We start from the raw sequence: 24951 nt of genomic DNA, 5'->3' as shown, positions 1-24951 counted from the left end.
AGAAAGAAGGAAGGTAAGAAACAATATGGAAAGAAGAAGTGAAAGCTGGCTTTCTGTTCTTATGAATTATGCCAGTTTTTGTAAAGGAAAAATTATTGCATCGGTTATCTTATCAATTATAAGTGTCCTTTCAGGACTCATTCCCTATTTTGCAGTATATAAGATTTTACTAGCCTTTATTTATAACGAAATTGATGTACATACAATTTTAATATGGTCAGGTATTTCTATACTAGGGTATCTTGTAAAAGTAATATGTTTTGGAATATCTACTATGCTTTCCCATGAAGGTGCGTATACGATCCTTGAAAGATTGCGTATGAGTGTAGTGAATAAGTTTATGCATGCGCCCCTTGGAAATGTTGCAGACAAAACCATCGGTGAGATCAAAAATATGATGGTGGATAGGATTGAAAATGTAGAACCGCCTCTTGCCCATATGATCCCGGAAGGTACAGGACATTTCGTTCTTCCTGTTGTGGTATTCATAACTCTATTGTTTTTCGATTGGAGAATAGCATTTGCTTCTCTTATAACCATTCCCCTTTCTATGATTCCTTTTTCAATATTGATGAGAGGTAATGGAGAAAAGCATGATAAATACATGAAGTCAGCTAATTTCGTTAGCAGCGTCATTGTGGAATATATTGAAGGAATACAAGTTGTAAAGGCATTTGGGCAATCACAGAATTCCTATGAAAAGTTTGAAAAGGCTATTCTGGATTTCAAGACATTTATTTTGGATTGGCTTTCATCCACATGGGTGCCTATGAAGCTTACCTTTGCTTTGTTCCCATCAACATTGTTGGGAACCCTTCCAATGGGACTATTTCTCTATACAAAGGATATTCTTAATCCAGCACAGATATTCATTTGTATGCTACTTTCTATGAGTATGGTTGGTTCTTTGGTGAGGCTAGAGGTATTTGCAGAAGAAATTAGACAAATGGGTTATGTAATAAACAGTGTAAAGGAGTTTTTGGACATGGAAGAATTACCTGAACCCCATGAACCAGCTATAATTAAAGGGTTTGAAGTTGAACTGAATAATGTCCATTTTGGATATAGCAAAGATAATGAAGTTTTGCATGGTATAAATTTAAAAATTAAGGAAGGTAGTTTCACGGCATTAGTTGGGCCCTCTGGTGGAGGCAAATCTACCGTGGCAAGGCTTATTTCAAGGTTCTGGGATGTAACAGGTGGAAATATCACAATCGGAGGGATAAATATAAAGAGCATTCCTCTTTCTCAGCTTAGTAATATTGTGAGCTTTGTCACACAGGATAATTTTCTTTTTAATTGTTCTATTTTAGAAAATATTCGTCTGGGAAATCCAAAGGCTACAGATGAAGAGGTTTATGCTGCCGCAAGGGCAGCTCAATGTGATGAATTTATAGATAAATTAGATAATGGCTATATGACATCTGCTGGGGATGCAGGTAACCGGCTTTCTGGAGGAGAAAAGCAGAGAATTGCAATTGCTAGAATGATACTTAAAAATGCGCCAATTGTTATTTTAGATGAGGCCACAGCATTTACAGATCCAGAAAATGAGGATAAAATCCAGAAATCTATATCTGCACTTACCAAGGGAAAAACCCTGCTTGTTATTGCACACCGCCTTTCTACAATAAAAAATGCAAATCAAATTGTTGTATTGAAAAACGGAAATATTGTGCAGACAGGTACACAGGATGAATTGCTTGAAAACTGCCCTTTATATTGTAGTATGTGGAAGGCTCATATTGGGGCAAAGGTTTGGGCTGTTGGTGCAAAGGAGGCAGGTAGGAATGTTTAGAACTGTGAAAAGAATTATAGACTGGTGTGGAGAGTTTAAGGGGAGACTATATATTGGTTTTGTATTTTCCTTTTTTTCCACATGGTTTGCAGCGATGCCTATTTTGGTAGCGGCCTATACATTGGGAATGCTTATTGAAGATGTTAATGGGAAAAATAGCTTTAATAAGGAATGGATATGGTTATCCTTTGTAATTATAGCCATTCTTATTTTTCTTAGATTCATATTTGATTATTTTCGTGCAAGATATCAAGAGAGTATTAGTTATGAGCTTGCTGCCCGGGATAGACTTGCAGTAGGGAATATATTAAAAAGAGTTTCCTTAGGATATTTTCATAAAAATAGTGTAGGGGATATTGTAAATGCAGTGACCACAGGGCTAGATACTCTTGAAATGATGGGAATTAGAATGATTAATACCTTTATAAGCGGTTATTTAAATGCCCTGTGCATATTTATTTTTCTTGCATTTTATAATCCCCTTGTTTCCTTAATTGCTATTATAGGAGTGGCTCTATCGGCAGTTTTCTTAAAGCAAATTTCTAATAAAAGCCGAAAAAATGCCGATGTATTAGAAAAAGCGAATAAAGATTTATCAAATTCTGCAATTGAATATGCTAGAGGACTTTCGATTGTAAAATCCTTTGGGCAGGAGGGCATTAGCATTGAAGCTATGAAAAACGCTTGTACGGAAAGCAAGGATATAAATATAAAGATAGAAAAAAGTTTTACACCAAGCAATTGCTTACATATGGTGATGTTAAAACTTGCATCTGTAGGACTTGTAGCTTCAACATCATATCTTACATTTGTTGGACAAATGGAATTCCATACTATGCTAGTATTTTGTATGTTTTCATTTAGCATTTTTCAAGGGATTGAGCCCATAAGTGATTCTGCCCATGTTCTAAGTGTAATCGATGTGGCAATGGATCAGATGGATAAACTTAAGAATGAAGAATATATTGATGATAAAGGCAGAGAACTTAATCCTGAGAATTATAATATTGTTTTTAAAAACGTATCATTTTCCTATGATAAAAGAGAGGTTATTGATAATGTGTCATTTACAATTCCTCAGAATAAAACAACTGCCATTGTTGGACCTTCAGGCAGTGGGAAAACAACCCTTTGTAATCTGATCGCTAAATTCTATGATTTTGATAGTGGGTCTATTACTGTTGGAGGATATGATATAAGGGAATATACCTGCGATAGCTTGCTTAAAAATATAAGTATGGTTTTTCAATCCGTTTATCTTTTTAACGATACCATAATAAATAATATTCGTTTTGGAAGACCCGACGCATCGGATGAAGAGGTTTACGAGGCTGCTAAGAAAGCTTGTTGTCATGAATTTATTTGTGAACTTCCAAATGGATATAATACAATGATTGGAGAAGGTGGTTCATCCTTATCGGGAGGGGAGAAACAAAGGATCTCTATAGCCAGGGCAATGCTTAAGGATGCACCTATTATTATCCTTGATGAGGCTACAGCTTCTGTTGATCCAGAAAATGAGCATCTCATTCAGTCCGCTATTTCTGAACTTACCCATGGAAAAACGATTATTACAATTGCACACCGATTAGCGACAATTAGAAATGCAGACCAAATTCTCGTTGTGAATGAAGGTAAAATCGCTGAATCTGGTATGCATGAGGATTTGATCCAAAAAGAGGGTATATATAAAAAATTTGTGGAAATTAGAAAAAAGGCAGAGGGGTGGAATATGTAAAAAAATTTTATTTTATTCAAACAGGATAAATATTGTAAGATAATTTATTAGTCGTATGTCAGTGTTTATATAAATTGATATACGACTAATTTAGTATCGATTAAAGTTTTTTCTTGTTTATGACGATATATTAATGTACTGTATAGATTTCCTAAAGTTAAACTTAATTCATACATCTCAAAATATCCGATGTTTTTAGGGATTTTTGATGTGTATAAATTAATTGTTTAACTGGAATATCTGTATAGATTTCCCAAAGTTAAACTTAATTTATACATCTCAAAATATCCGATGTTTTTAGGGATTTTTGATGTGTATAAATTAATTGTTTAACTGAAATATCTATAATAGTCTTGTATAATAAAACTAATATTTTCAATAAGTAAATATTCCACACTTAAAAGGGGTTGGAATGGGAAGCCCAAGGTCTTTATGAAAATATCTATAACGAAAGTTATGAATTTCAAAATTTTTGATGGGGGAGAGGAAAGCCGATGAAGAAAAGAAAAAAAATAATGAGAAATGTTATCATGATACTACTGTTAAGTACTTTAATAGGCGGGAGTATTTCATTTGGAGCAGGTTATAGTAAGCAAATAACTGCTTGGTTTTACAATATAAAAGTTAATATTAATGGAAGTTATGTACACCTTTCTAAAGAGCCATTAATATACGGTGGTTCAATATATGTGCCGTTGAAAGATGTTTCTAACTATCTAGGCTTTGATGTTTCATGGGATGACAATACAAAAACCGTAAGCTTAACTAATAAGAATCAATATTCCGCTTTGCCATACTATAATCAAAATAATCAGAATTATAATTTTCAAAACTATAATTCACCCTATGTAATAGTCAATAAGAATAGTATTGAAGACATTGAAGATGAACTCAATAGAGATTATGAAGATTATACTGGGGGAAAAGAAAAGCTAGAATTTGAATATGATTTGTCTAGTGGTCATAGTTACATAAAGTTAGAAATGAAGGGTGAAGATTTTACTAAAACTTCTTCGGACTGGGAAAAAAGAGATGATGATGAGTTTGAAGATTTTGTTGAGGATATTGCTGAGACCATTGCAGGATATTTAAATAAGGATGTTCGCATTGAAGTAGAGGATAAACATTCTAAAGAAGTTGCAGAATATGAATACGATGAAGGCAGAAATAAGCTTAGAACAAAGTCCGAATATGACAATGATATAGATGTTGATGATATAGAAGATATACTTGATGATGATTATGATGAGTATACAGATGGTGAGTATGATTTAGAATTTGGCTATAACCTATCAAAACATTCAAGTTATATCACAGTAGAAATGGAAGGGGAAAACTTTGATAGACATTCATCTAAATGGTTTAATAGAGATGATAGCGATTTTAGAAAATTTATCGAAGATATAGCTAAAGAAGTTAATGATGTATTTGATGAAAAAGATGTTAAGATTATGGTAGTAGATGAAGATAACGACATAGCAGCTAAGTATAAGTATGATGAAGATGATGATGAACTTGATATTTATGAAGAGTACGATGAACAATCGGCAGTAGAGAAATATACAGTAACATTTGATAGTCAAGGTGGAAGTAGTGTATCAGCGATTACAAATATTATATCGGGAGCTACTATAACACTACCAACAAATCCAACTAAAGCAAACTATATATTTGGAGGCTGGAATACAGCAGCGGATGGAAGTGGTACAGCATTTACTGCAAGTACTAAAATAACAGCAAATATAACAGTATATGCACAGTGGACAGCGGTACAAATAGCAGCACCACAGTTAGGAAATGTAACGGTAGCAGATGATACTATGAGTAATGATAAAACAGGTATTACAATGCCAGCATTACCCCAGGGAGCAACAAAATTCTTATATGTAGTAAGTGGTGATGCTAATCCAGTAGCCACACCAAATGTAGGAGCTGATTGGAAAGCCTATGTAGGAAATACATTAACAGCATCACAAGCAAACTTAATAGTAGTTGCGGACGGTAAAAATATAGGTATAGCAGCAGTAGATGGTAACAATAAAGTAGTTCAGTTTGTTAATAAGGTAGCAGTTACAAAAAGTAATGTTCATCAAAGTAATGACGCGACAGTATCATCCAGCGAATATACGGTAGATAATAATGGAGGAACAATAGTTGGAAACAGTACAGCGATAACAACAAATGTAGATGTACAAACATTCTTAGCGAATCTTACAAAAGGAAATTCAAAGGCAACATTGAAAGTATTTGTAACAGGTCAGAGTACAGCAAATGGAGATACAGCAAAGGCATCAGATGCAAAATTAGCAGATAAGGATGTATTAGAAGTAACAGCAGAGGATGGAACCGTAAAGACATATACGATTACTGTGACAACACCATAAACGAATGGGACAGTTAGGAGAGAGGAAAATTGGCGTTTGCTACAAAGAAAGAGATCTAAAAGTCTGGAGTTGACTTTCTTTCTTTGCAATAAGATTGTGGTCAGGGTTAAAAAGTTGAAATTCTACACGCTAATAATCACACAGCTAGCAAATATATAATAAAGTTGTATAATCAATTATATTAAGACAAAAAATATTAGATATACAATAAAAGAATGACTACAATAAATGTAGTCATTCTTCTATTGTCAGTAGTAATCTGACTTTAAATTTAAGATTTGAATGTCATTAAGTTTTTATCTATATTCAATTTATTTAGCTTGTTAATATTACCTATACATGATAATATTACATTGCGACATAGGATGATTGGAGTGATTGTTTGTCTTGCATTTTTCAAATAGCCATCTATATAAGTGCATTAATATTGTTTATGTTCTTAGTTTCCTTGGTGAAATTTTATTTTTATAGAAAAAGACAAATAGATAAGCTGAAGATTGTTGAATTTATTGTTGATACTGAAAATACTGCTTCTGCTTATAATATACATAAAAGTATTTTTTATAATAAAGATATAGGTTATGTAACGGATTCATTATACGAGCTTGAAGGGGAGCATATTATCAAACAAATACGGATAGGTCATACTAATAACAATAACGGGCTTTGGGAACATATTAAGGAGTAATATCTATAGATTTCCCTAAAATTAAGGTTTTGACTGGGATATTTATATTAAAATATTCCATAGATATGGTAGAAAAGCTAATATTAATTAAAGAAGGTGAAAAGATGATAGAATTAGGAAAAGTACAGAAATTAGAGGTTGTTAGATTTAAGCAAGCAGGGGCTTATTTAAATTCAAAGTTAAATATGAGTGATGAGGATGTACTTTTACCACGAAAGCAGGTACCGGAAGAAATTGAAATAGGAGACGAAATAGAGGTTTTTGTTTATAGGGATTCCGAGGATAGAATGATAGCTACAACAAGAAAACCTAAGATGACAATTGGGCAGCTAGAATCATTAGAAGTAGTGGAAACCACAGAAATCGGGGCTTTCTTAGATTGGGGATTAGAAAAGGATTTATTTTTGCCATTTAAAGAACAGACAAGCAGAGTTATCAAGGGAAGAAAATATTTAGTTGGAATTTATATTGATAAGAGTGACAGGTTATGTGCTACTATGAATATTAATAAGGATTTAAGTAATAGTTCTCCATTCAAGGAAGATGACAAAGTTAATGGGACTATTTATGGCATAGCTAAGGAGATAGGTGCGTTTGTAGCAGTTGATAATAAATATCGAGGATTAATACCCAATAAGGAATTATATGGCGACTATAAATATGGTGACAAAGTAGAAGTTAGAATAACTAAAGTAAAGGAAGATGGGAAATTAGATTTAAGCTTAAGAAAAAAGGCATATAAGCAAATGGATGATGATACAAAAATAGTATTGGATAAAATAAATTTAAAGGGCGGAAAATTATCCTTAAATGACCATAGTTCCCCAGACATGATTAAAGCTGAATTAAATATGAGTAAACGTGCATTTAAGAGAGCTGTAGGTAGATTGTTAAAAGAAGAAAAAATTAGAATTACTAAAACAGGTATCGAGTTAGTTTCAAAGGTATAAGTATTAAAAACATCTATATTTGGATATAGGTGTTTTTTGGTTGAAATTGTATAGTTTTTAAGGGGGAAGGTAAAATGAATGGGTTAAGGTGTTCCATATGTGGTATGGGTATAAAATCTAGCATATATGATTTTAATAATTACCCATTTATAGAAAAAAATCAAAAAGGGGAAATAATAATATGATAATAACTGGGGATAGTGCATTGGGTTCTCGAATTTAAGTTTATTATGAAAAATAAAGGAAGGTTCATGTAACCAACCTTTATTTTAGTTGATTCTCATATTTTTTTTTGAAAAGAACCATACAATCGTCGAGAGTTGTTTGACCTAGTACTATATCCTCCGCCATAGCTTGACATGAAGGTGAGCCACAGGCACCACAGTCTAGTCTTGGAAGCTGTTCTTTTATTTCCATACATTTAGCCATTTTTTTCATAGCTTCAACAAAATTATCTCCAAAAACATTGTTTTTGCGAGGCGTAATTTTTTCTTGAAGATAGATATCCTCATCGGATAGGTCGTAGTTTAATTCAGGTTCTTCAGCTCCATATTTTTCTGCTAACCGTCGGATTCTATTCCTAGCAATAAAAGAGTTTTCTATTGCCAATACTCCACCTACACATCCGTTTGTACATGATAGGAGTTCAGCAAATCTAACTCCCGTTAAACGACCATCCTCTATGTCGTCCAAAATATTTATTACGTTTTCGATTCCATCAACACAAATATAATCACTTATGCCCAGTGAAAAGGTCTCTCCTCCAGATCTTGCCCATCCAATAGCTTTTCCAGATAAATAAAAGGGCAAGGGTTCTTCAACAGATTTAAGATTTCTGATAATATGAGGATATATTTCTTTAAAGGATATAACCCCATCGATAGAGGATTTCTTTGAGCCTATTGGACTTTTTACACTAGTTACCTTTGATGGACAAGGACTAATAAAGAATATTCCTATATCCGAAGCATCAAGCTGCAGTTTTTCTAAGGTCTGTTTTCTAGCTATAGTTGCGGCTATTTCGGCAGGAGAATCTATAGGTAATATATGGTCTATAAGATTTGGAAATCGAACCTCTATAAGCCTAACTACAACAGGACAAGATGAAGAAAGTAATGGTCTCTTATCTGATTTAGCGACTATTTTTTTCGTATATTCTGAAACTATGTCTGCTGCCCTAGACACCTCAAATACTTCATCGAAGCCAATATGCTTTAAGGCAGCTAAGATTTTACCAGGATCCTCTTTTTCACCAAATTGGGAATAGAGGCTTGGGGCAGGTAAAGCAATTTTATACTTAAAGGATTTGATTTTATCTAGAGAATCGGAGACGCTGTCCTTGGCGTGTTCTGGACATCGTCTAATACATTCTCCACAATCTATACATTTACTTTCTATGATATTAGCTTTTCCATTTCTAACCCTAATAGCTTCTGTAGGACATCTTTTTATACAGTTTGTACATCCGATGCATAAATCTTCTTTAAGAATTACAGAGTGAAAAGAACTGCTCAAAATAATCCCTCCGTCTAAGATACATTTAAAAGCATAAATTTTATCGGCAAATATTGACCACCTATTCTTAATTGTATCATTATTATCAATTTTTTAAAATTAAAAATAATGACTTTATTTACAATTGTTATGGGTATTTAAGTAAAAACTTTGATTTATGGCCATGAAAACTCCCCGGAAATATGGGATATTCCAACATATATGAATCAAGATTTATCCTAAGCTTTATATAAATATTACAAATTTGTATAACTTGGATTTTGTTCATATAAAAGATTTGAGTCATTGTTGAATGATTCCTTATATGGTAAAATATTTACGCTGATCTCGATTATTACATCATTTTGTGAATTTAGTATAAACTATAGAGAGTTCCAAGTAAATCGTAATTTATACATATTAAAATATCCGATGTTCCTTGGGATTTTTGATGTGTATAAACTAACTCTTTAACTACAATATCTATATACATTCTTAACCTAAATAAATAATGAGGAGATAAAAAATGATTTTTGGAAAATATTTAAATAAGTATTATAAAAAATATTTCTGGGCATTTTTGATAGGAGTTATTGCATTAATCATTGTAGATTTATTGCAGATACAGGTTCCAATAATAATTGGAAATATAACCGATGGGATTGTAGAAGGTGGAGTAAAGGAGCAATACTTAGTAAATAAAGCATTATATCTTCTTTTAATCGGTTTTTCCATTGGATTTGGTAGGTTTTTGTGGAGAAACTTGATTTTTGGGGCATCAAGGAATATTGAATTTAGCCTTAGAAATGAAATATTTAGTCACCTTGAGAAGCTTTCTCAAAAATACTTTAATCAGCATAAAACTGGAGATCTCATGGCACATGCTACTAATGATATTAATGCTGTAAGAATGGCTATTGGGCCGGGACTTTTAATGATAGTGGATGCCACTGTATTAATAGCATTAGTTTTATATAATATGGCATATATTGTGGATTTAAAACTTACATTAATAGCAATTATTCCATTTCCACTAATTATTTTTCAAGGCTTTATCATGAGCAAATTTATGAAGCAAAGATTTAAAGAGAAGCAAGAGGCCTTCGCTGAAATGACCGACATGGTACAAGAAAGTTTTTCCGGTATTAGGGTTATTAAGGCATTCATTCAGGAATATAAAGAGATACAAGCTTTTAGCAAAACAAACGAAAACAACTTTAATAAAAACATTAGACTAGCTAAGCTTAGATCTGCTATTGAACCGATTATAACAGTGGTAGTAGGATTGAGCTTAATTTTAACCTTAATATATGGTGGTAGATTAACCATGGTTGGCGAAATCTCATTAGGTGAACTTGTTGCTTTTATTAATTTTTTGACTATGTTGGTATGGCCTATGATGGCCATTGGAATGGTCTTAAATGTCATTGCTCAAGGTAAAGCTTCCCTTGATAGGATTGAAAAAATACTTGATGAAGTTCCTGAGGTTTTTGATTCCAATGAAGTACTTGATATTAAAGACATCAAAGGGAATATTAGAATTAGCAACTTATCTTTCAAATATCCGAATTCAAAAGAATACGTACTAAAAAATATCAATCTAAATATCGGTCAAGGTAAAACAATTGGCATTATTGGGAGAACTGGTGCTGGGAAAACTACTTTGGTTAATTTGCTTCTTAGGGTATATAATGTACCAGATCAAAGGATATTTTTTGATGATCAAGATATTATGAAAATACCTTTAAATAAACTAAGAGAGAATATAGGTTATGTTCCTCAAGACAATTTTCTTTTTTCAGATACTATATCAAGAAATATTGCCTTTGGGGTGGATAACTTAGAAATCGATAAAGTAATGAAATATGCGCAGTTATCTAGTGTTCATGAAAATATTATAGAATTTAAAGAAGGCTATGAAACATTAGTAGGAGAGCGAGGTATTACCCTTTCAGGTGGACAAAAGCAAAGAATATCAATAGCTAGAGCCTTAATTAAAGAAGCTCCAATACTAATACTTGACGATGGGGTATCGGCTGTTGATACTGATACAGAGGAGAAAATACTATCAGCTATAAAGACTCAAAGAAAGAACAAGACCACAATAATTATTGCCCATAGAATTTCTACCATAAAGCATTCAGATCATATAATATTTCTAGATGAAGGCAATGTAATTGAAGAAGGTACCCACGAAGAATTAGTAGGGATTAATGGACAATATAACTCAATTGTAAAAAAACAGCAGCTGGCAGATATGATGAAAAACCAGTAAAAGGTGGTAACTAAATATGAATATGTTAGAAGATGTACTTACCCACAGTAAGACAAATAAAAAAGATTTGTACCTATTTAAGAGGTTAATGAAGTATGCTAGACCCTATTTGGTACAGATGATAATTTCCTTTATACTTTTAGCAATTGTGGTGGGAGTGGAACTTATTCAACCTATACTAGTTGCTAAGGGAATTGATAGCATAATCACAAAATATGGTACTCCATACACCCTAGTGTCTGGGGATGAGGATATATTGTTAGAAAATATAGTGGAATTTAATGGGAAAAGGTTTGTAAAGGACCCTACAAATAAGTATCCTGACAATTTAAAGGCAAGGATAGTCCTAATTGGTAATGATTATTACTTTATAGAAGGACTTACAAAAGTTCAGTTGGATTTATTAGAAGAAAATGAAGATAAAGGACTAACCTTAATAGATGGTAAATATATTAAAACAGGAACCAATAGGTTTGAGGTTTCAAAGTTAACGGAAGACGATATAAAGCTTCTCAGAAAACAGGATTTTGATAGTCTTATAAGATTTGCATTATTATTTGTAATCGTAGTTTTGTTAGGCAGTGGAGTACAATATATACAGGCCTTATTGCTTCAATATACAGGACAAAGGATTGTCTATGAAATAAGAGTAGATGTGTTTTCCCATATTCAAAGAATGGAGATAAACTTCTTTGACTCAACACCTATTGGGAAATTAGTTACAAGGGTTACCAACGATACGGAGACTATAAATGAAATGTATACAAGTGTAATAATAAATTCTGTAAAAAATATTTTTATTTTGATCGGTATTATAATAGCCATGATAAGCTTTAATTTTAAACTATCCTTGATTACCTATTCAGTGATACCAATTCTGATTATTGCTACAATAATATTTAGAAGATATTCAAAAATTGTGTTCAGGGAAGTAAGGGAAAATGTTGCTAAAGTTAATGCTTTTCTATCTGAACATATATCTGGGATGAGGATAATTCAAGTTTTCGCAAGAGAAAAATGTAAATATGAAGAATTTTTTGATATAAATAGCAAACTAAATAAAGCTAATAAAAATCAGATTACTGCTTTTAGTATATACGGACCCTTAATATATGTTTTGAAAATTATATCCACAGCTATTATAATATATTTTGGTGGTAAGTATGTTTTATCTGGAATAATGACAATAGGTACATTGATTGCGTTTACTCAATACATATCAAGATTTTTTCATCCTGTGCAACAGCTTGCTGAGCAATTCAATGTTTTTCAATCTGCTATGTCATCGGCAGAAAGAATTTTTGGACTTCTTGATAGGAAGCCAAAGCTAGCTGATGACAATGATACCATTGCTTTGGATGAAATCAAAGGTGATATAGAGTTTAAAAATGTTTGGTTTGGTTATAAAGAGGGGGAATGGGTACTAAGGGATGTATCCTTTAAGGTTAATGCAGGTGAGATGGTGGCATTTGTTGGAGCTACTGGAGCTGGTAAGACTACTATTCTCAATCTAATAGGGAAGTATTATGATATTCAAAAAGGTGAAATTCTTATAGATGGGGTAAATATCAAAACCATTAAAACAGCTAGCCTCAGAAGGAATATAGGTCAAATGCTTCAAGATGTATTTCTGTTCACTGGCAATATAGAGAGCAATATAAAACTCAGAAATAGTGAAATTTCTGATGAGGATATGATAGAGTCATCTAAGTATGTCAATGCCCATAAATTTATTAAAAAATTACCTAAGCAATATAAAGAAAAGGTTTATGAAAGAGGTGCAACCCTATCGGCAGGACAAAGACAATTGATTTCCTTTGCTAGAACTCTAGCTAGGAAACCCTCAATACTTATTTTAGATGAAGCGACAGCTAATATTGATACGGAAACGGAAAAGCTTATTCAGGATGCACTTTATAAAATTATGGAGGGGAGGACAACATTAGCAGTAGCCCATAGGCTTTCGACTATTCAACATTCAGATAAAATTATAGTTATGCACAAGGGTAGGGTTAGAGAGATGGGATCCCACAAAGAGCTGTTAGATAAAAAGGGACTTTATTATAATTTAGTTCAGCTTCAATACGAAGGTATTGAAGGGTAAATGTGAAGGGAGCTAATAAAGCTATGAATAAATCAAAATGGCAAGTAAAATTTGGAGTGTTTTTAGTACTTTTATCTCTTGTACTATACATAATCCATTACGCAGTATTCCACGACCCACATCATATATTTGTTTTTCTAGTAGAGGATATAGCCTTTATTCCTATAGAAGTTTTAATTGTAAGCTTAATATTACATAAAATTCTTGAAGAAAGAGAAAAACAGCATATACTTGAGAAATTAAATATGCTTATAGGTGTATTTTTTAATGAAGTCGGAACAAAGCTTTTAAATAGTATTTTTAATGCCGATAATAATGAAAAATATATCAGTCCCATATTTACGGATATAGAAGCCTGGGATGATAATGACTTTAAGCATAAAGTTAAGTTAGCTAAGGAAGAACTAAAATATCAGATAGATATTGAAAAAATAAATATATCAGACCTTGCAGGTCTATTAAAATCAAAACGAAGTTTCTTACTTGGATTGCTACAAAATCCATCTCTCCTAGAGCATGAGACCTTTACAGAGCTGCTAACAGCAGTCTTTCATTTAGAGGACGAGCTTCATCACCATGGGAATTATGAGGATTTAAATGAAGAAGACTTTGAACATTTAAAGATTGATATTGAAAGGGTATATCCTTTACTTGTATATGAATGGATTGCATATATGAAATATCTAAAGAAAAACTATCCCTATTTATTTTCCCTTGCAATCAGATATAACCCATTCATTGGTAGATAAAATTATAAAAAGCATCAAGCTAGGAACTACAAAGGCTTGATGTTTTTTCACAATAATATTTTATCGAAAAACAATAAAAAAGTATTGAAAAACATAAAAAATAATGTTAGTATTGTAATGGGAAATACGTTAGGAGGTATAGAATGAAATATTATGGTAAGGGCTCTTTATCGGGTTTATTAAAAATAACTTTAGATAGTTTACTATTAATAGGTGTAATTATGTTTGTACTTATATCAAAGAACACATTATTTTCAGAGAATCTTATTATCAGCACCCCAAAAAGAATATTTATTTATTTGCTGTTCTTAACGGGGAGTATATCATTAATTTTTATAGTATATAACTTAAGAAAAATAGTAAAATCACTAGTAAATATCAATCCTTTTGTTAGAGAAAATGTTAAAATCTTAAGGCATATATCAATAGAGTGTTTTATTATAACAGTGTGCTATTTGTTAAATCTCATAATGAATCCTATATATGGTGATTTTCAACTAATATATATTGACTCTAGGGGTATTCACACTGATATGGAGTTCTTTATTTTCTTCTTCGCCGGATGTTTTATATTGATATTATCAAAGGTTTTTCAACAAGCTGTGGAGACTAAGGAAGAAAATGATTTTACTATATAAGCTAGGTTAAGGGGTGGTGGTTGTGGGAATAATTGTTAATCTTGATGTTATGATGGCAAAAAGAAAAATATCATTGTCGGAATTGGCTCAAAGAGTAGGAATAACTAATGCGAACTTATCTATATTGAAGAATAATAAAGCCAAGGCAATAAGGTTTACTACCTTAAACGCTATATGCAGGGAACTGGATTGTCAGCCTGGTGATATATTAGAATATGTGTCTAATTAGGAGGAACTTTTATGAAAAAATATCTTTTGACTTTAATATCATTCATTGTAGGGTTCTGCTGTTTAACTACCTATAATATTATTGGGGCCAAAGTTGCCCCCGATGGAACTTTATTGGAGCCATTTTATCTAATACCGCTTAGTTATATTTTTATTTTCCTTGGCATAATTTTCGGTATATTTTCATTATTTCGTAATCCTAAAAGAATCCGATGAATTTAAGCTGAATTAAGGATATAGACTAATATGATCAATATATATCTGTTAAACTAATTTGTTTTAAAAAGGGGTGTGAAATGTGGGAGTAAAAAAAATTCAAGCACTGATCATAAATAGAGATAAAATTTTACTAAAGGATAGTAATGATAAATCTATAAATAGAAATTCCTTTATAACCATATGTGTAGATGAAAATGAAGATATGGTCGGGGCAATTAAGGGTGAAATTAGAAAACTATTAAATTTAGATTGTAAAATAACTTTTAAATTCAATAAAGACAAAAATAGTGAAGTTACTACTTTTCTTATTGATCTAAGCGATAAAGAAATTGAAGCCTGTAATCGTAATAGCCTATGTGAGGACGAGGGCCTAGAGCATCTAATATGGGTAGATTTAAGGGATAAAAATTATTACAGCAGTTATGAGTATCAATACATAAAGCTTCTTTTAGAGGAATGCATTAAATTACAATACCAAGCTTCCTGGACTAAGATTATTGCTGAGGTTTATTTTAATGATTTTGCTTCTATTAATTATTTAAATCGAAGTTATTTAACGAATCATAGAAAAGAAAAGGATTTGCAGGCAGGTTTACAGGAAAAAATAAAGGTCATGCTTATGGCTTTTATTCTAGGGATATTATTTAATTATTTCTTTATTTGGGATTCAATAGGTATATCAGCTGTAGTTTTCATTTTGGCTGTGATTGGATTCTCAGTATACTCAAATTATGCTAAGATGGATTTGAATAAAAGGTTAGGATGGATGTTTTTGATACCTATTATTTTTTTGTCTTTTACCTATAGCATATATAATAATTGGGTCTTAAGATCATTAAATGCTATCATAATTCCAATTTTGATTACAAGCTATATAATCATTATAAGATATGAAAATATAAAGGATATTAAAGTTGCTTTTTTCAATAAGATATTTAGAAGGATTTTCAATACATCTTTTAGTACAGCACCTAAGTTTTTTTCCTTTGTTAAAGAATTGATTAAAAACAGAAGAGGTATTGAAGAAAATTCAACAAAGAAAAATATCATCAAGGGTTTAATAATATCTATACCTTTACTATTGATTATTGTATCTTTATTAACCTCAGCGGATATGATGTTTAAATATTATGTTGAGAATATAGGAAATAATATGATGGGTCTAAACCCAGGGAGTTTAATAGGACACTCTTTAGTGATAGTGATTATTACATTATATACCTTTGGCTTTATATGGAGTTTGAACTATGACTATAAAGAAGATTATATTCAGAAAAACAACAATGCCTTTCCAAAATGGGAGCCGGTAACCATCATAACCATAATTTTTGTCATATGTGTTGTGTACCTATTGTTTTCAATAGTACAGTTTTCTTATCTTTACGGGGGAGCAAAAAACATTCTTCCTAGTGGCTTTACCTATGCAGAATATGCAAGGAAAGGATTTTTTGAGCTGGTTCTTGTTACATTGATTAATTTCGCTTTATTAGCTATTAGCATTAAGCTTACTAATAGGGATAATCCGAAGATAAATAAAATAACTAATACAGCCTACAGCTTTCTAATTTTATTCACATTTAACATGCTGTTTTCTGCAAACTATAAGATGAACATGTATGAAATGGCATTTGGATTTACACGCTTAAGAATATTTGTTCAAGTATTCATGCTTTTATTGGGAATACTGCTTTTGATAGTACTATTGGGAATATGGATAAAAAGAGTTCCCATGTTAAAATCAGCTATAATAGCCACTATGATTGTATATATAGTACTTAACTATGCAAATATAGATAAAATCATAGCCAAGAAAAATATTGATAGATACAGGGCGACTCAAAAAATTGACATGATGTATCTTAAAAAGTTATCCTATGATGCATATGGAGAGATAATAAAATTGATGGATATAGGAAGTAAACATGATAAGCTTAGTATTAAGCGACATATAAATTATGAAAAGGAAAAATTAATCAAAGAATATGACCATTGGTATGAGTTTAATTATTATAAGTATAAATTATTAAGAATATTAGAATATAAGTAATGACAAATGTATTAAAATTTTATATACTATATAGAACGCACTATAGAGATTCCAACCAAAACTTTAATTTATACATATCAAAATATCCGATGTTTTTAGGGGGTTTTGATGTGTATAAATTAACTGTTTAACTGGAATATCTATAAATCTACATTTAAATATCTTTAGATATCCAATGTTTCAAGGATACCTAAAGATATTTAAATGTAAAAGATTTATTTCGATTTTTATATGTTAGCCCAATTACTTATTTTAGGAGGATAAAAAGATAAATGACTAATGAAATTTTGACAATAATTATGGGTTTTTTGATTATCCTTTCGGCAGGATTCATTCAAGGGGCAACTAGCTTTGGATTTTCATTATTATCAGTGCCTCTTCTAGGATTACTTCTACCGTTGAAGATAATAGTTCCGATGCTCATAATATATAGCCTAATAATGAACTCTATTATTCTTTATCAGATTAGACAAGATGTCAAATTAAAAAGAATAGCTTTATTGGTTATTTCGGCCGTCATAGCTACACCAATAGGAGCAAATTTACTTATGAATTTGAATGAAGGAGTACTAAAGATAATAGTGGGTGTAATTGTAACTATATCAGCACTTTTCCTTCATTTTGGATATAAGGCTAAGATTAATAATGAAAAGTTAGCTCATTTATCGGTTGGCTTTATTAGTGGGATGTTAAATGGGAGTGTCAGTATAAGTGGGCCACCAGTGATATTATTTTTAACTAATCAAGATGCTCCAAAACAAGTTTTTAGAGCGACTTTGACTGCTTATTTTTGGATACTCAATATTATGACTGTAATAATATTTATTTATAAGGGATTGATTACTGTTGAAGTGCTGAGGTATACTGGGTACTTATTACCAGCACTTATTATAGGAGTTTTAATTGGAGTTAAAGTAGGAAATAAAGTTAAGGAAGAGTCGTTTAAAAAACTAACTACGGTATTAATAATTCTAATGGGGATATTGTCAATAGTTTCGGGAATAAGTTAAAGCCTTTCTCCCCTACATATAATACATTTGTAGGGGAGAAATTCCCCATAAAAATCATTTTGAAATTTAGGATGAATTTTTTCCAGGTTTTTCTTTTATAATTGAAGCTCGCGTCTTACTATATCATCTAAATTCTCTGAGGCCTTCAGTATTACTTTATGACATCCAGATGATGGAGATCTGTAATTTTCTTTGAGAGACTTACAATCAATGTCTCCCATTTTTAATTTGTATGTATTTAATAATTCTGTAGTTAAAGCTTTTATATTATCGCTTGCATGGGCATTATTTTCAACAAATAATTTACTCAAAACCATGATAGAAGCTGTTAATGCTCCACAAGTACCTTCAATACCCATACCCCCGCCAAAGCCTGCTGCCAGCTTCAAAGATTCTTTATCTAAACCTAGGTCATATGCTTCATTTGCTCCATATAGAATTTTTTCAGCACAGTTTAAATCTTCAGCTTTACCAAAGCCATCTTCAATTAGTTTTTTTAACATATGTATCCCCCTCTAGTATCAAAAAAATAAAATAATTTGATAGAATATAATGGTACAAGATAAATTTATGTATAGACAATCTGAGTTATCTATATAGGGTTTTCATAGTATAAGTTAAAGTTTATACTAAAATCCCTATACTAATTTCTATTATATATAAATAACACCAGCATGAAAATATGATTTAGATATATTTACAATTATAGTATAAATTGGAGGGTTAAAATAATGATTTATGTTTTTGGCCATAAAAATCCTGATACTGATTCTGTAACATCTGCAGTGGCATTGTCTAATTTAAAAAACAAATTAGGATATCAATCTACCCCCTGTATATTAGGTGACCCAAATAAAGAAACCAAGCATATACTAGATTATTTTGAAGTAGATAGACCCATGATTTTAGATAATGTCAAAACACAGATAAAGGATTTAAATTATGATAGAATCAAGGGAGTTAGGCCCAATCATTCAATACTTTATGCTTATAAATTAATGGAAGAAAAGGTAATAAGAACACTGCCTATTGTGGACGAAAAAAATCGATTGATAGGTATAGTTACTATGAAGGATATAGCTATGGGATTAATTCAAGGTGATTTTTACCACCTTGAAACGGAGCTTGATAATGTTGCTAGGGACCTGGATGGTGAGATATTAGTAACGCAGGATACAAAAATAAAGGGAAGAATAAGCATAATATCCTATTATCGTGACACTTTGGCACAAAAGGAGATTTTGAGTAGAGATAGTATTGTGATAGTTGGAGATAGATACGATATAATTGACTATGCATTGGATTGTGGGGTTAAGCTACTAATAATAACTGGGGGTAAAAAGCCCCCAGAAAAATATATTGATAAAGCAAAGATGAGGGATGTAAATCTTATTTTAGTTAACACAGATACCTATACTACCTCTAAGCTTATTAATCAGTGTAATTATCTTTCGTCAATAATGATAGACAAAGACATAGTAAAGTTTAATCAAAATGAATATTTAGATGATACTAAAGAAGAATTAATTAATAATAAACATTCTAATTATCCTATTGTTACAGATGATAATGAATTCCTAGGATTTGTCAGCAGAAGGCATATATTGAATCCAAATAAGAAAAAGGTTATACTAGTTGATCACAATGAATATTCTCAAAGTGCCGATGGGCTCAATGAAGCTGAGATTTTAGAAATCATTGATCACCATAAAATAGGGGATATTTTCACATCAATGCCTATTACCTTTAGAAATCAGCCTGTGGGCAGTACGTGTACAATAGTGTTTCAAATGTATAAGGAATATAATGTGCCCATAGATAAAAAAATAGCAGGACTTTTGATATCAGGAATTATATCCGATACCCTTTTATTAAAATCACCGACCACTACTGACTGTGATAGGCAGGCAGTAAAGGAGTTAAATGGGGTACTGAATCTAAATATTGATAGTTTTGCCATGGAAATGTTTAAGTCAGGTACATCCTTGGAGGGACAAAGTATATCGGAGATATTCAATAAGGATTTCAAGGAATTTAATGTGAATGGTAACAAGATAGGGATAGGTCAGGTTTTTACTTTAGATATAGAAGAAGTATTAAATAGAAAAGAAGAGTTTCTAGATTTCATAAATAGTATGCATGTAAATAAAGACTATTTTATAACACTTTTACTGATAACCGATATATTAAAAAATGGCTCATATATCCTGTATAAAAGTAATAATAATGGAGTCATATCTAAGGCCTTTGATATTGGATCTAGGCAGGGAATGTTTGTAAGCAATGTTGTATCTAGAAAAAAACAAGTTATTCCTAAATTGGTAGAAGCAATAAATATAATACGCTAAGGATTATTAAGGAAAAATAAAAGAAAGTAAGGGCATAAACAAAGGGAAAGGATGGATAAGGTGAGATTAAGATATGTACAAGGTGGATTAGAAAGACTTCAAAGTCATGATAAAGTAGTGATTAAGCCAGAAGAATATAAAGGAAATTGGAAAAATAAATTTAATAATGACAACCCAATACACGTAGAGTTTGGTTCCGGTAGAGGTGGATTTATAGTACAGATGGCAGAGAAAAATCCAAATATAAATTACTTGGCCTTTGAGAGGAACTCCAAGGTTATCATAAGAGGTGTAAATAAACTAGAAGAAAAGCCTAAGGGAAATTTTTACTTTGTCCATTCTGATATAAGAAAGATAGAAGATATATTCAATGAAAATGAGATAAACAGGGTGTATTTAAATTTCTCAGACCCATGGCCAAAGAAAAGACATTTCAAAAGAAGACTTACTTATAGAAGCTTCTTAGGACTCTATGAAAAACTTTTAATTCCCCATGGGGAACTTCATTTTAAAACTGACAATGTGGATCTATTTGATTTCTCCATCGAAGAATTAAAAGAGGCTAGGTGGGAGATTTCTTTGATTACTAGAGACTTACATAATAGTGAGCATGTCCAAGGGAATGTTATGACAGAATATGAAGAGAAATTTGTTAAAAGAGGTCAAGCTATAAATAAGCTTATAGCTATTTCGCCTAAAAAGTAGTTTTCAATAAAGAATAATAACTGAGGGATAGATAGTAAGTGAGAATTTTACTGTCTATCCTTTTTTAATTCTTAATTATATATTTCCAAATAACCTATAAATAAATATAATATTGACCTAAAATGGATAAAATTTTAAGAAGAAAATAGGATTTAACCTATTTACTGTTTTAAAATTCATAGAAGCTACATAAATATGTATAATAACAAAAACTATTTTATGGCTTATATCTCATAAAAGGGGGCTTAGATATTTATGGTTAGATTCACCGAGATAATTAGTAAAGATAGGGAAGAAAGGAAAAAGAAGAATTTTGAAGGAACATTCTTGGATTATCTAGAGATATTAAAGGAAAAACCGTGGCTTTGTATGTTAGCACATCAGAGAATGCATGATGTAATATTTAGTGAAGGAGTAGACGTTATTAATACAGCAGAAAATCCCAGACTGAGAAGAATTTATGGAAATGATATGATTAAGAAATATAATTTCTTCAAAGAGTTTTATGGGATTGACAAAATATTAATGAAGATAGTTAATTATTTTAAAACAGCTGCTATGAAGGGTGAAGAGTCTCGTCAGGTGCTTTATCTTGTGGGGCCAGTGGGAGCAGGTAAATCATCAATTATGGAGGCATTAAAGAGGGGACTTGAAAAAAGAGACCCAGTATATGCAATAAAGGGGTGTCCAATGAGGGAAGAACCATTGCACCTAGTACCAAATCATCTAAGGGAGAAATTTGAAGAATTACTTGATGTCAAAATTGAAGGAGATTTATGCCCTATTTGTAGATATAGATTGAAACATGAATATAATAATGAATTTGAAAACTTCCCAGTAGAATCCGTAGATTTCAGTATTAGGTCTAGAAAGGGTATAGGTGTAGTTCCTCCCGTCGATCCAAATAATCAAGATACATCAGTATTAATAGGCTCTGTAGATATATCAAAACTAGATTTGTATTCAGAGGATGATCCCAGGGTACTGTCCTTAAATGGGGCTTTTAATGTAGGGAATAGAGGTATAGTAGAATTTATTGAAGTATTCAAAAACGAAATAGAATACCTACATACTATGATTACTGCCACCCAAGAAAAAAGTATTCCTTCTCCGGGGAAATCATCTATGATCTACTTTGATGGAATTATTCTAGCCCATTCAAATGAAGGGGAGTGGAATAAATTTAAATCAGATCATACTAATGAAGCTATTCTAGATAGAATTGTTAAGATAGAGGTGCCATACTGCCTAGAATTAGATGAAGAAATAAAAATCTATAATAAAATTTTGAATAAAAGTAACTTTGATGCACATATTGCACCCCATACTATTGAAGTAGCATCGATGTTTGCAATTCTTACAAGGCTTGTCCCTTCATCCAAGGTTAATCTGCTCACGAAATTAAAAATATATAACGGAGAAGAGATTGTCGAAAAAGGTACTACTAAAAAAATAGATATAATTGAGCTGAGGGAAGATTCACCAAGGGAAGGTATGACAGGCATATCACCGAGATTTATAATGAAGGTGCTAGACCATGCAATAGCTGAGTCAGAGCATAATTGTATCAATCCCATATCCGTATTAGAAACCTTTGTTCAAGCCGTAAAGGATTTAGCAATTGGTGAAGATGCAAAGAAAAAATATCTTAACTTTCTTCAGAATGTAATTAAAAAGGAATATCATAAGATATTAGAGAGCGAGGTAACAAAAGCCTTTATACATGGATATAAAGAGCAAGCAGAAGATTTATTCAATAATTATTTAGATCATGCTGAAGCCTTTGTAAATAAAACTAAGATTAAAGATGAAAGTACTGGTGAAGAATTAGAGCCGGATGAGGAATTTCTAAAATCCATTGAGGAGCAGATTAAAATAACTGGAAGTGCTGCTAAGGGATTTAGACAGGATGTCACTTCATACATGTTCTATGTCATGAGAAATGGAGGAAAAATTGACTATACGTGCTATCAGCCTTTAAAGGAAGCCATAGAGAAAAAATTAACCACTTCCGTAAGAGAATTAAGTAGGGTTATCACCCGGACAAAGGTAAGGGATAAGGGTCAAAGAAAAAAATATGATGCAATGGTAGAGGAAATGAAGAGAAATGGATACTGTGAACACTGCTGTAATGTCATCCTAAAATATGCAGCCAATAATCTATGGAAGGATTAAAACTACAAAGCGTCGTCAGACGCTTCAGATTGTTGACAAAGTCAACAAGATGACAGGCTGCCTAAGAATTTGAAGTTCGAGGCGTGCTAAGGCCGAGAGACCGAAGCGTATATAGACATACGTAAGGGTTCTTGGGTGAAGCGACAACGAAGAAATTCTGATTGTTAGGTGGCCTGAAGCGTCGTGAGACGCTTTTGTTAGGAGGTGAAAAATTGACCGTATTTAGGGAATTTGACAATAGGGGAAGGGATCGTTCGTCGGAGGATAGATTAAGACATAGAAGATTAGTTGAGGATTCAATTAAAAAAGATATAGGAAATATTATTGCCCAGGAGAGCATCATAGGTAAGAGTAAAGATAAAAAGATAAAAATACCTATTAAGGGAATAAAAGAATATAGATTTGTATATGGAAAGAATAAGCCAGAATTGGGTTCGGGTAATGGGAATGAAAAAAGAGGAGATATAATAGGAACGGATCAAGTGCAGAATGGAAAGGAAGGCGATCAAGCTGGGAATGGTGAAGGGGAAGACATATATGAAACAGAGATCACCATTGAGGAACTAATCAACTATCTATTTGATGATTTAGATTTACCATATATGGAAAGAAAGAAGTTTAATGAAATAGAGTCGGAAAAGAAATTTAAGAGGTTAGGATATCAAAGGAAGGGAATCAAGCCTCGTTTAGCTAAGAAGAGATCGGTGATTGAAAAGCTTAAAAGGGAAAAAATAGCTAGTAGGGGTAGAGATAAGGACATTGACAAGGACGACTGTGAAAAAGAAAGATTCCCATTTAAAGAAGATGATCTAAGATATTATCATCTAAGAAAGGATGTAAAAAGAGAAAGTAATGCAGTTGTCATCTGTATTATGGACACATCAGGGTCTATGAATATCACAAAAAAATATATAGCTAGGAGTTTCTTCTTTCTTTTATATCAATTTGTTAGACTTAAATATTTAAATGTAGAGGTCGTATTTGTATCCCATTCAACCATAGCAAAAGAGGTAAGTGAAAATGAATTCTTTCATAAAGGGCAATCCGGGGGAACATATATAAGCAGCGGATATCAAAAAGCCCTAGAGATTATTGAGAAGAGATATAATCCCAGTGTATGGAATGTGTATGCTTTTCATTGTAGCGATGGGGATAATTGGAGAGAGGATAACGATAAAGCTGTTCAGCAAGCCAAAAAACTATGTGAAACATGTAATCTTTTTGGATATGGACAAATTGTGGTGGGGGGATATATACCTACGAGTTCTATAAAATCACAATTCTTAACAAATGTGAAGTATCCAAACTTTTCTGTTGCTACCATTTCAAGAAAGGAGGATATTATTCCTGCTCTAAGAAAATTATTAAGGAAGGAAAAAGGGCTCATGGAATAATAAATAG

At 31.9% G+C, this 24951-nt stretch carries 19 protein-coding genes; 17 read left to right on the top strand and 2 right to left on the bottom strand.

Annotated features, from left to right (window positions below; all coding sequences use genetic code 11):
• The first annotated feature begins 25 nt into the window (after window positions 1–25).
• The 5 genes from N4A68_04915 to N4A68_04895 all read left to right on the top strand — a co-directional run bounded on the left by N4A68_04915 (window position 26) and on the right by N4A68_04895 (window position 7558).
• Window positions 26–1798 carry an ABC transporter ATP-binding protein/permease gene (locus tag N4A68_04915; protein ID MCT4563642.1) on the top strand — a complete coding sequence of 591 codons (1773 nt, stop codon included), beginning with the start codon at window positions 26–28 and terminating at the stop codon, window positions 1796–1798.
• A complete protein-coding gene (locus tag N4A68_04910; GenBank protein ID MCT4563641.1) occupies window positions 1791–3536 on the top strand; it encodes an ABC transporter ATP-binding protein/permease in 1746 nt (581 codons plus the stop codon). The genes N4A68_04915 and N4A68_04910 overlap by 8 nt, the downstream gene beginning before the upstream one ends.
• A 494-nt stretch (window positions 3537–4030) precedes the next feature.
• Complete coding sequence (locus N4A68_04905; GenBank protein MCT4563640.1) at window positions 4031–5920, top strand: InlB B-repeat-containing protein; 1890 nt, start codon at window positions 4031–4033, stop codon at window positions 5918–5920.
• A gap of 382 nt (window positions 5921–6302) precedes the next feature.
• Window positions 6303–6608, top strand: coding sequence for a hypothetical protein (locus N4A68_04900; GenBank protein ID MCT4563639.1), 306 nt, complete (start codon window positions 6303–6305; stop codon window positions 6606–6608).
• Between the two features lie 104 nt (window positions 6609–6712).
• Complete coding sequence (locus tag N4A68_04895; GenBank protein MCT4563638.1) at window positions 6713–7558, top strand: S1-like domain-containing RNA-binding protein; 846 nt, start codon at window positions 6713–6715, stop codon at window positions 7556–7558.
• A gap of 264 nt (window positions 7559–7822) precedes the next feature.
• On the opposite strand, the gene N4A68_04890 is transcribed toward N4A68_04895, so the two are convergent.
• Entirely contained in the window at window positions 7823–9073 is a 1251-nt protein-coding gene (locus N4A68_04890) for a 4Fe-4S dicluster domain-containing protein (GenBank protein MCT4563637.1), read from the bottom strand.
• A 505-nt stretch (window positions 9074–9578) separates the two neighbouring features.
• Between N4A68_04890 and N4A68_04885 the strand changes: the two genes are divergently transcribed.
• The 8 genes from N4A68_04885 (at window position 9579) to N4A68_04850 (ending at window position 18322) form a co-directional block, all read left to right on the top strand.
• Window positions 9579–11327, top strand: coding sequence for an ABC transporter ATP-binding protein/permease (locus N4A68_04885; GenBank protein ID MCT4563636.1), 1749 nt, complete (start codon window positions 9579–9581; stop codon window positions 11325–11327).
• A gap of 16 nt (window positions 11328–11343) precedes the next feature.
• On the top strand, window positions 11344–13431 hold the full coding sequence (locus N4A68_04880; GenBank protein ID MCT4563635.1) for an ABC transporter ATP-binding protein/permease: 2088 nt from the start codon (window positions 11344–11346) through the stop codon (window positions 13429–13431).
• A gap of 23 nt (window positions 13432–13454) precedes the next feature.
• Window positions 13455–14180 carry a hypothetical protein gene (locus N4A68_04875; GenBank protein ID MCT4563634.1) on the top strand — a complete coding sequence of 242 codons (726 nt, stop codon included), beginning with the start codon at window positions 13455–13457 and terminating at the stop codon, window positions 14178–14180.
• A 143-nt stretch (window positions 14181–14323) separates the two neighbouring features.
• The gene (locus N4A68_04870; protein ID MCT4563633.1) at window positions 14324–14818 is read left to right on the top strand and encodes a DUF2975 domain-containing protein; all 495 of its coding nucleotides are present in this window, start codon (window positions 14324–14326) and stop codon (window positions 14816–14818) included.
• 22 nt (window positions 14819–14840) lie between these two features.
• On the top strand, window positions 14841–15047 hold the full coding sequence (locus tag N4A68_04865) for a helix-turn-helix transcriptional regulator (protein ID MCT4563632.1): 207 nt from the start codon (window positions 14841–14843) through the stop codon (window positions 15045–15047).
• An 11-nt stretch (window positions 15048–15058) separates the two neighbouring features.
• Window positions 15059–15262 (top strand): DUF3955 domain-containing protein, encoded by a 204-nt coding sequence (locus N4A68_04860; protein MCT4563631.1) that lies wholly within the window; start codon window positions 15059–15061, stop codon window positions 15260–15262.
• 82 nt (window positions 15263–15344) lie between these two features.
• Window positions 15345–17312, top strand: coding sequence for a DUF4173 domain-containing protein (locus N4A68_04855; GenBank protein MCT4563630.1), 1968 nt, complete (start codon window positions 15345–15347; stop codon window positions 17310–17312).
• 272 nt (window positions 17313–17584) lie between these two features.
• Window positions 17585–18322, top strand: coding sequence for a sulfite exporter TauE/SafE family protein (locus tag N4A68_04850; GenBank protein ID MCT4563629.1), 738 nt, complete (start codon window positions 17585–17587; stop codon window positions 18320–18322).
• A 95-nt stretch (window positions 18323–18417) separates the two neighbouring features.
• On the opposite strand, the gene N4A68_04845 is transcribed toward N4A68_04850, so the two are convergent.
• Complete coding sequence (locus N4A68_04845) at window positions 18418–18825, bottom strand: C-GCAxxG-C-C family protein (protein ID MCT4563628.1); 408 nt, start codon at window positions 18823–18825, stop codon at window positions 18418–18420.
• Window positions 18826–19050: 225 nt separating this feature from the next.
• Between N4A68_04845 and N4A68_04840 the strand changes: the two genes are divergently transcribed.
• From N4A68_04840 to yhbH, 4 genes are all read left to right on the top strand, one after another.
• Window positions 19051–20670, top strand: coding sequence for a putative manganese-dependent inorganic diphosphatase (locus N4A68_04840; protein MCT4563627.1), 1620 nt, complete (start codon window positions 19051–19053; stop codon window positions 20668–20670).
• 60 nt (window positions 20671–20730) lie between these two features.
• On the top strand, window positions 20731–21375 hold the full coding sequence (trmB, locus tag N4A68_04835; GenBank protein MCT4563626.1) for a tRNA (guanosine(46)-N7)-methyltransferase TrmB: 645 nt from the start codon (window positions 20731–20733) through the stop codon (window positions 21373–21375).
• 255 nt (window positions 21376–21630) lie between these two features.
• Window positions 21631–23550: a PrkA family serine protein kinase gene (locus tag N4A68_04830; protein MCT4563625.1), complete on the top strand. Its 1920-nt coding sequence runs from the start codon at window positions 21631–21633 to the stop codon at window positions 23548–23550.
• Between the two features lie 212 nt (window positions 23551–23762).
• A complete protein-coding gene (yhbH, locus tag N4A68_04825) occupies window positions 23763–24944 on the top strand; it encodes a sporulation protein YhbH (GenBank protein ID MCT4563624.1) in 1182 nt (393 codons plus the stop codon).
• The last annotated feature ends 7 nt before the right edge of the window (window positions 24945–24951 follow it).

Origin of the sequence: Maledivibacter sp., from assembly GCA_025210375.1 — a bacterium.
Lineage (GTDB): Bacteria > Bacillota > Clostridia > Peptostreptococcales > Caminicellaceae > JAOASB01.
Note: the sequence above shows the minus strand (reverse complement) of the source record. Positions and strands in the feature narration are given on the sequence as shown.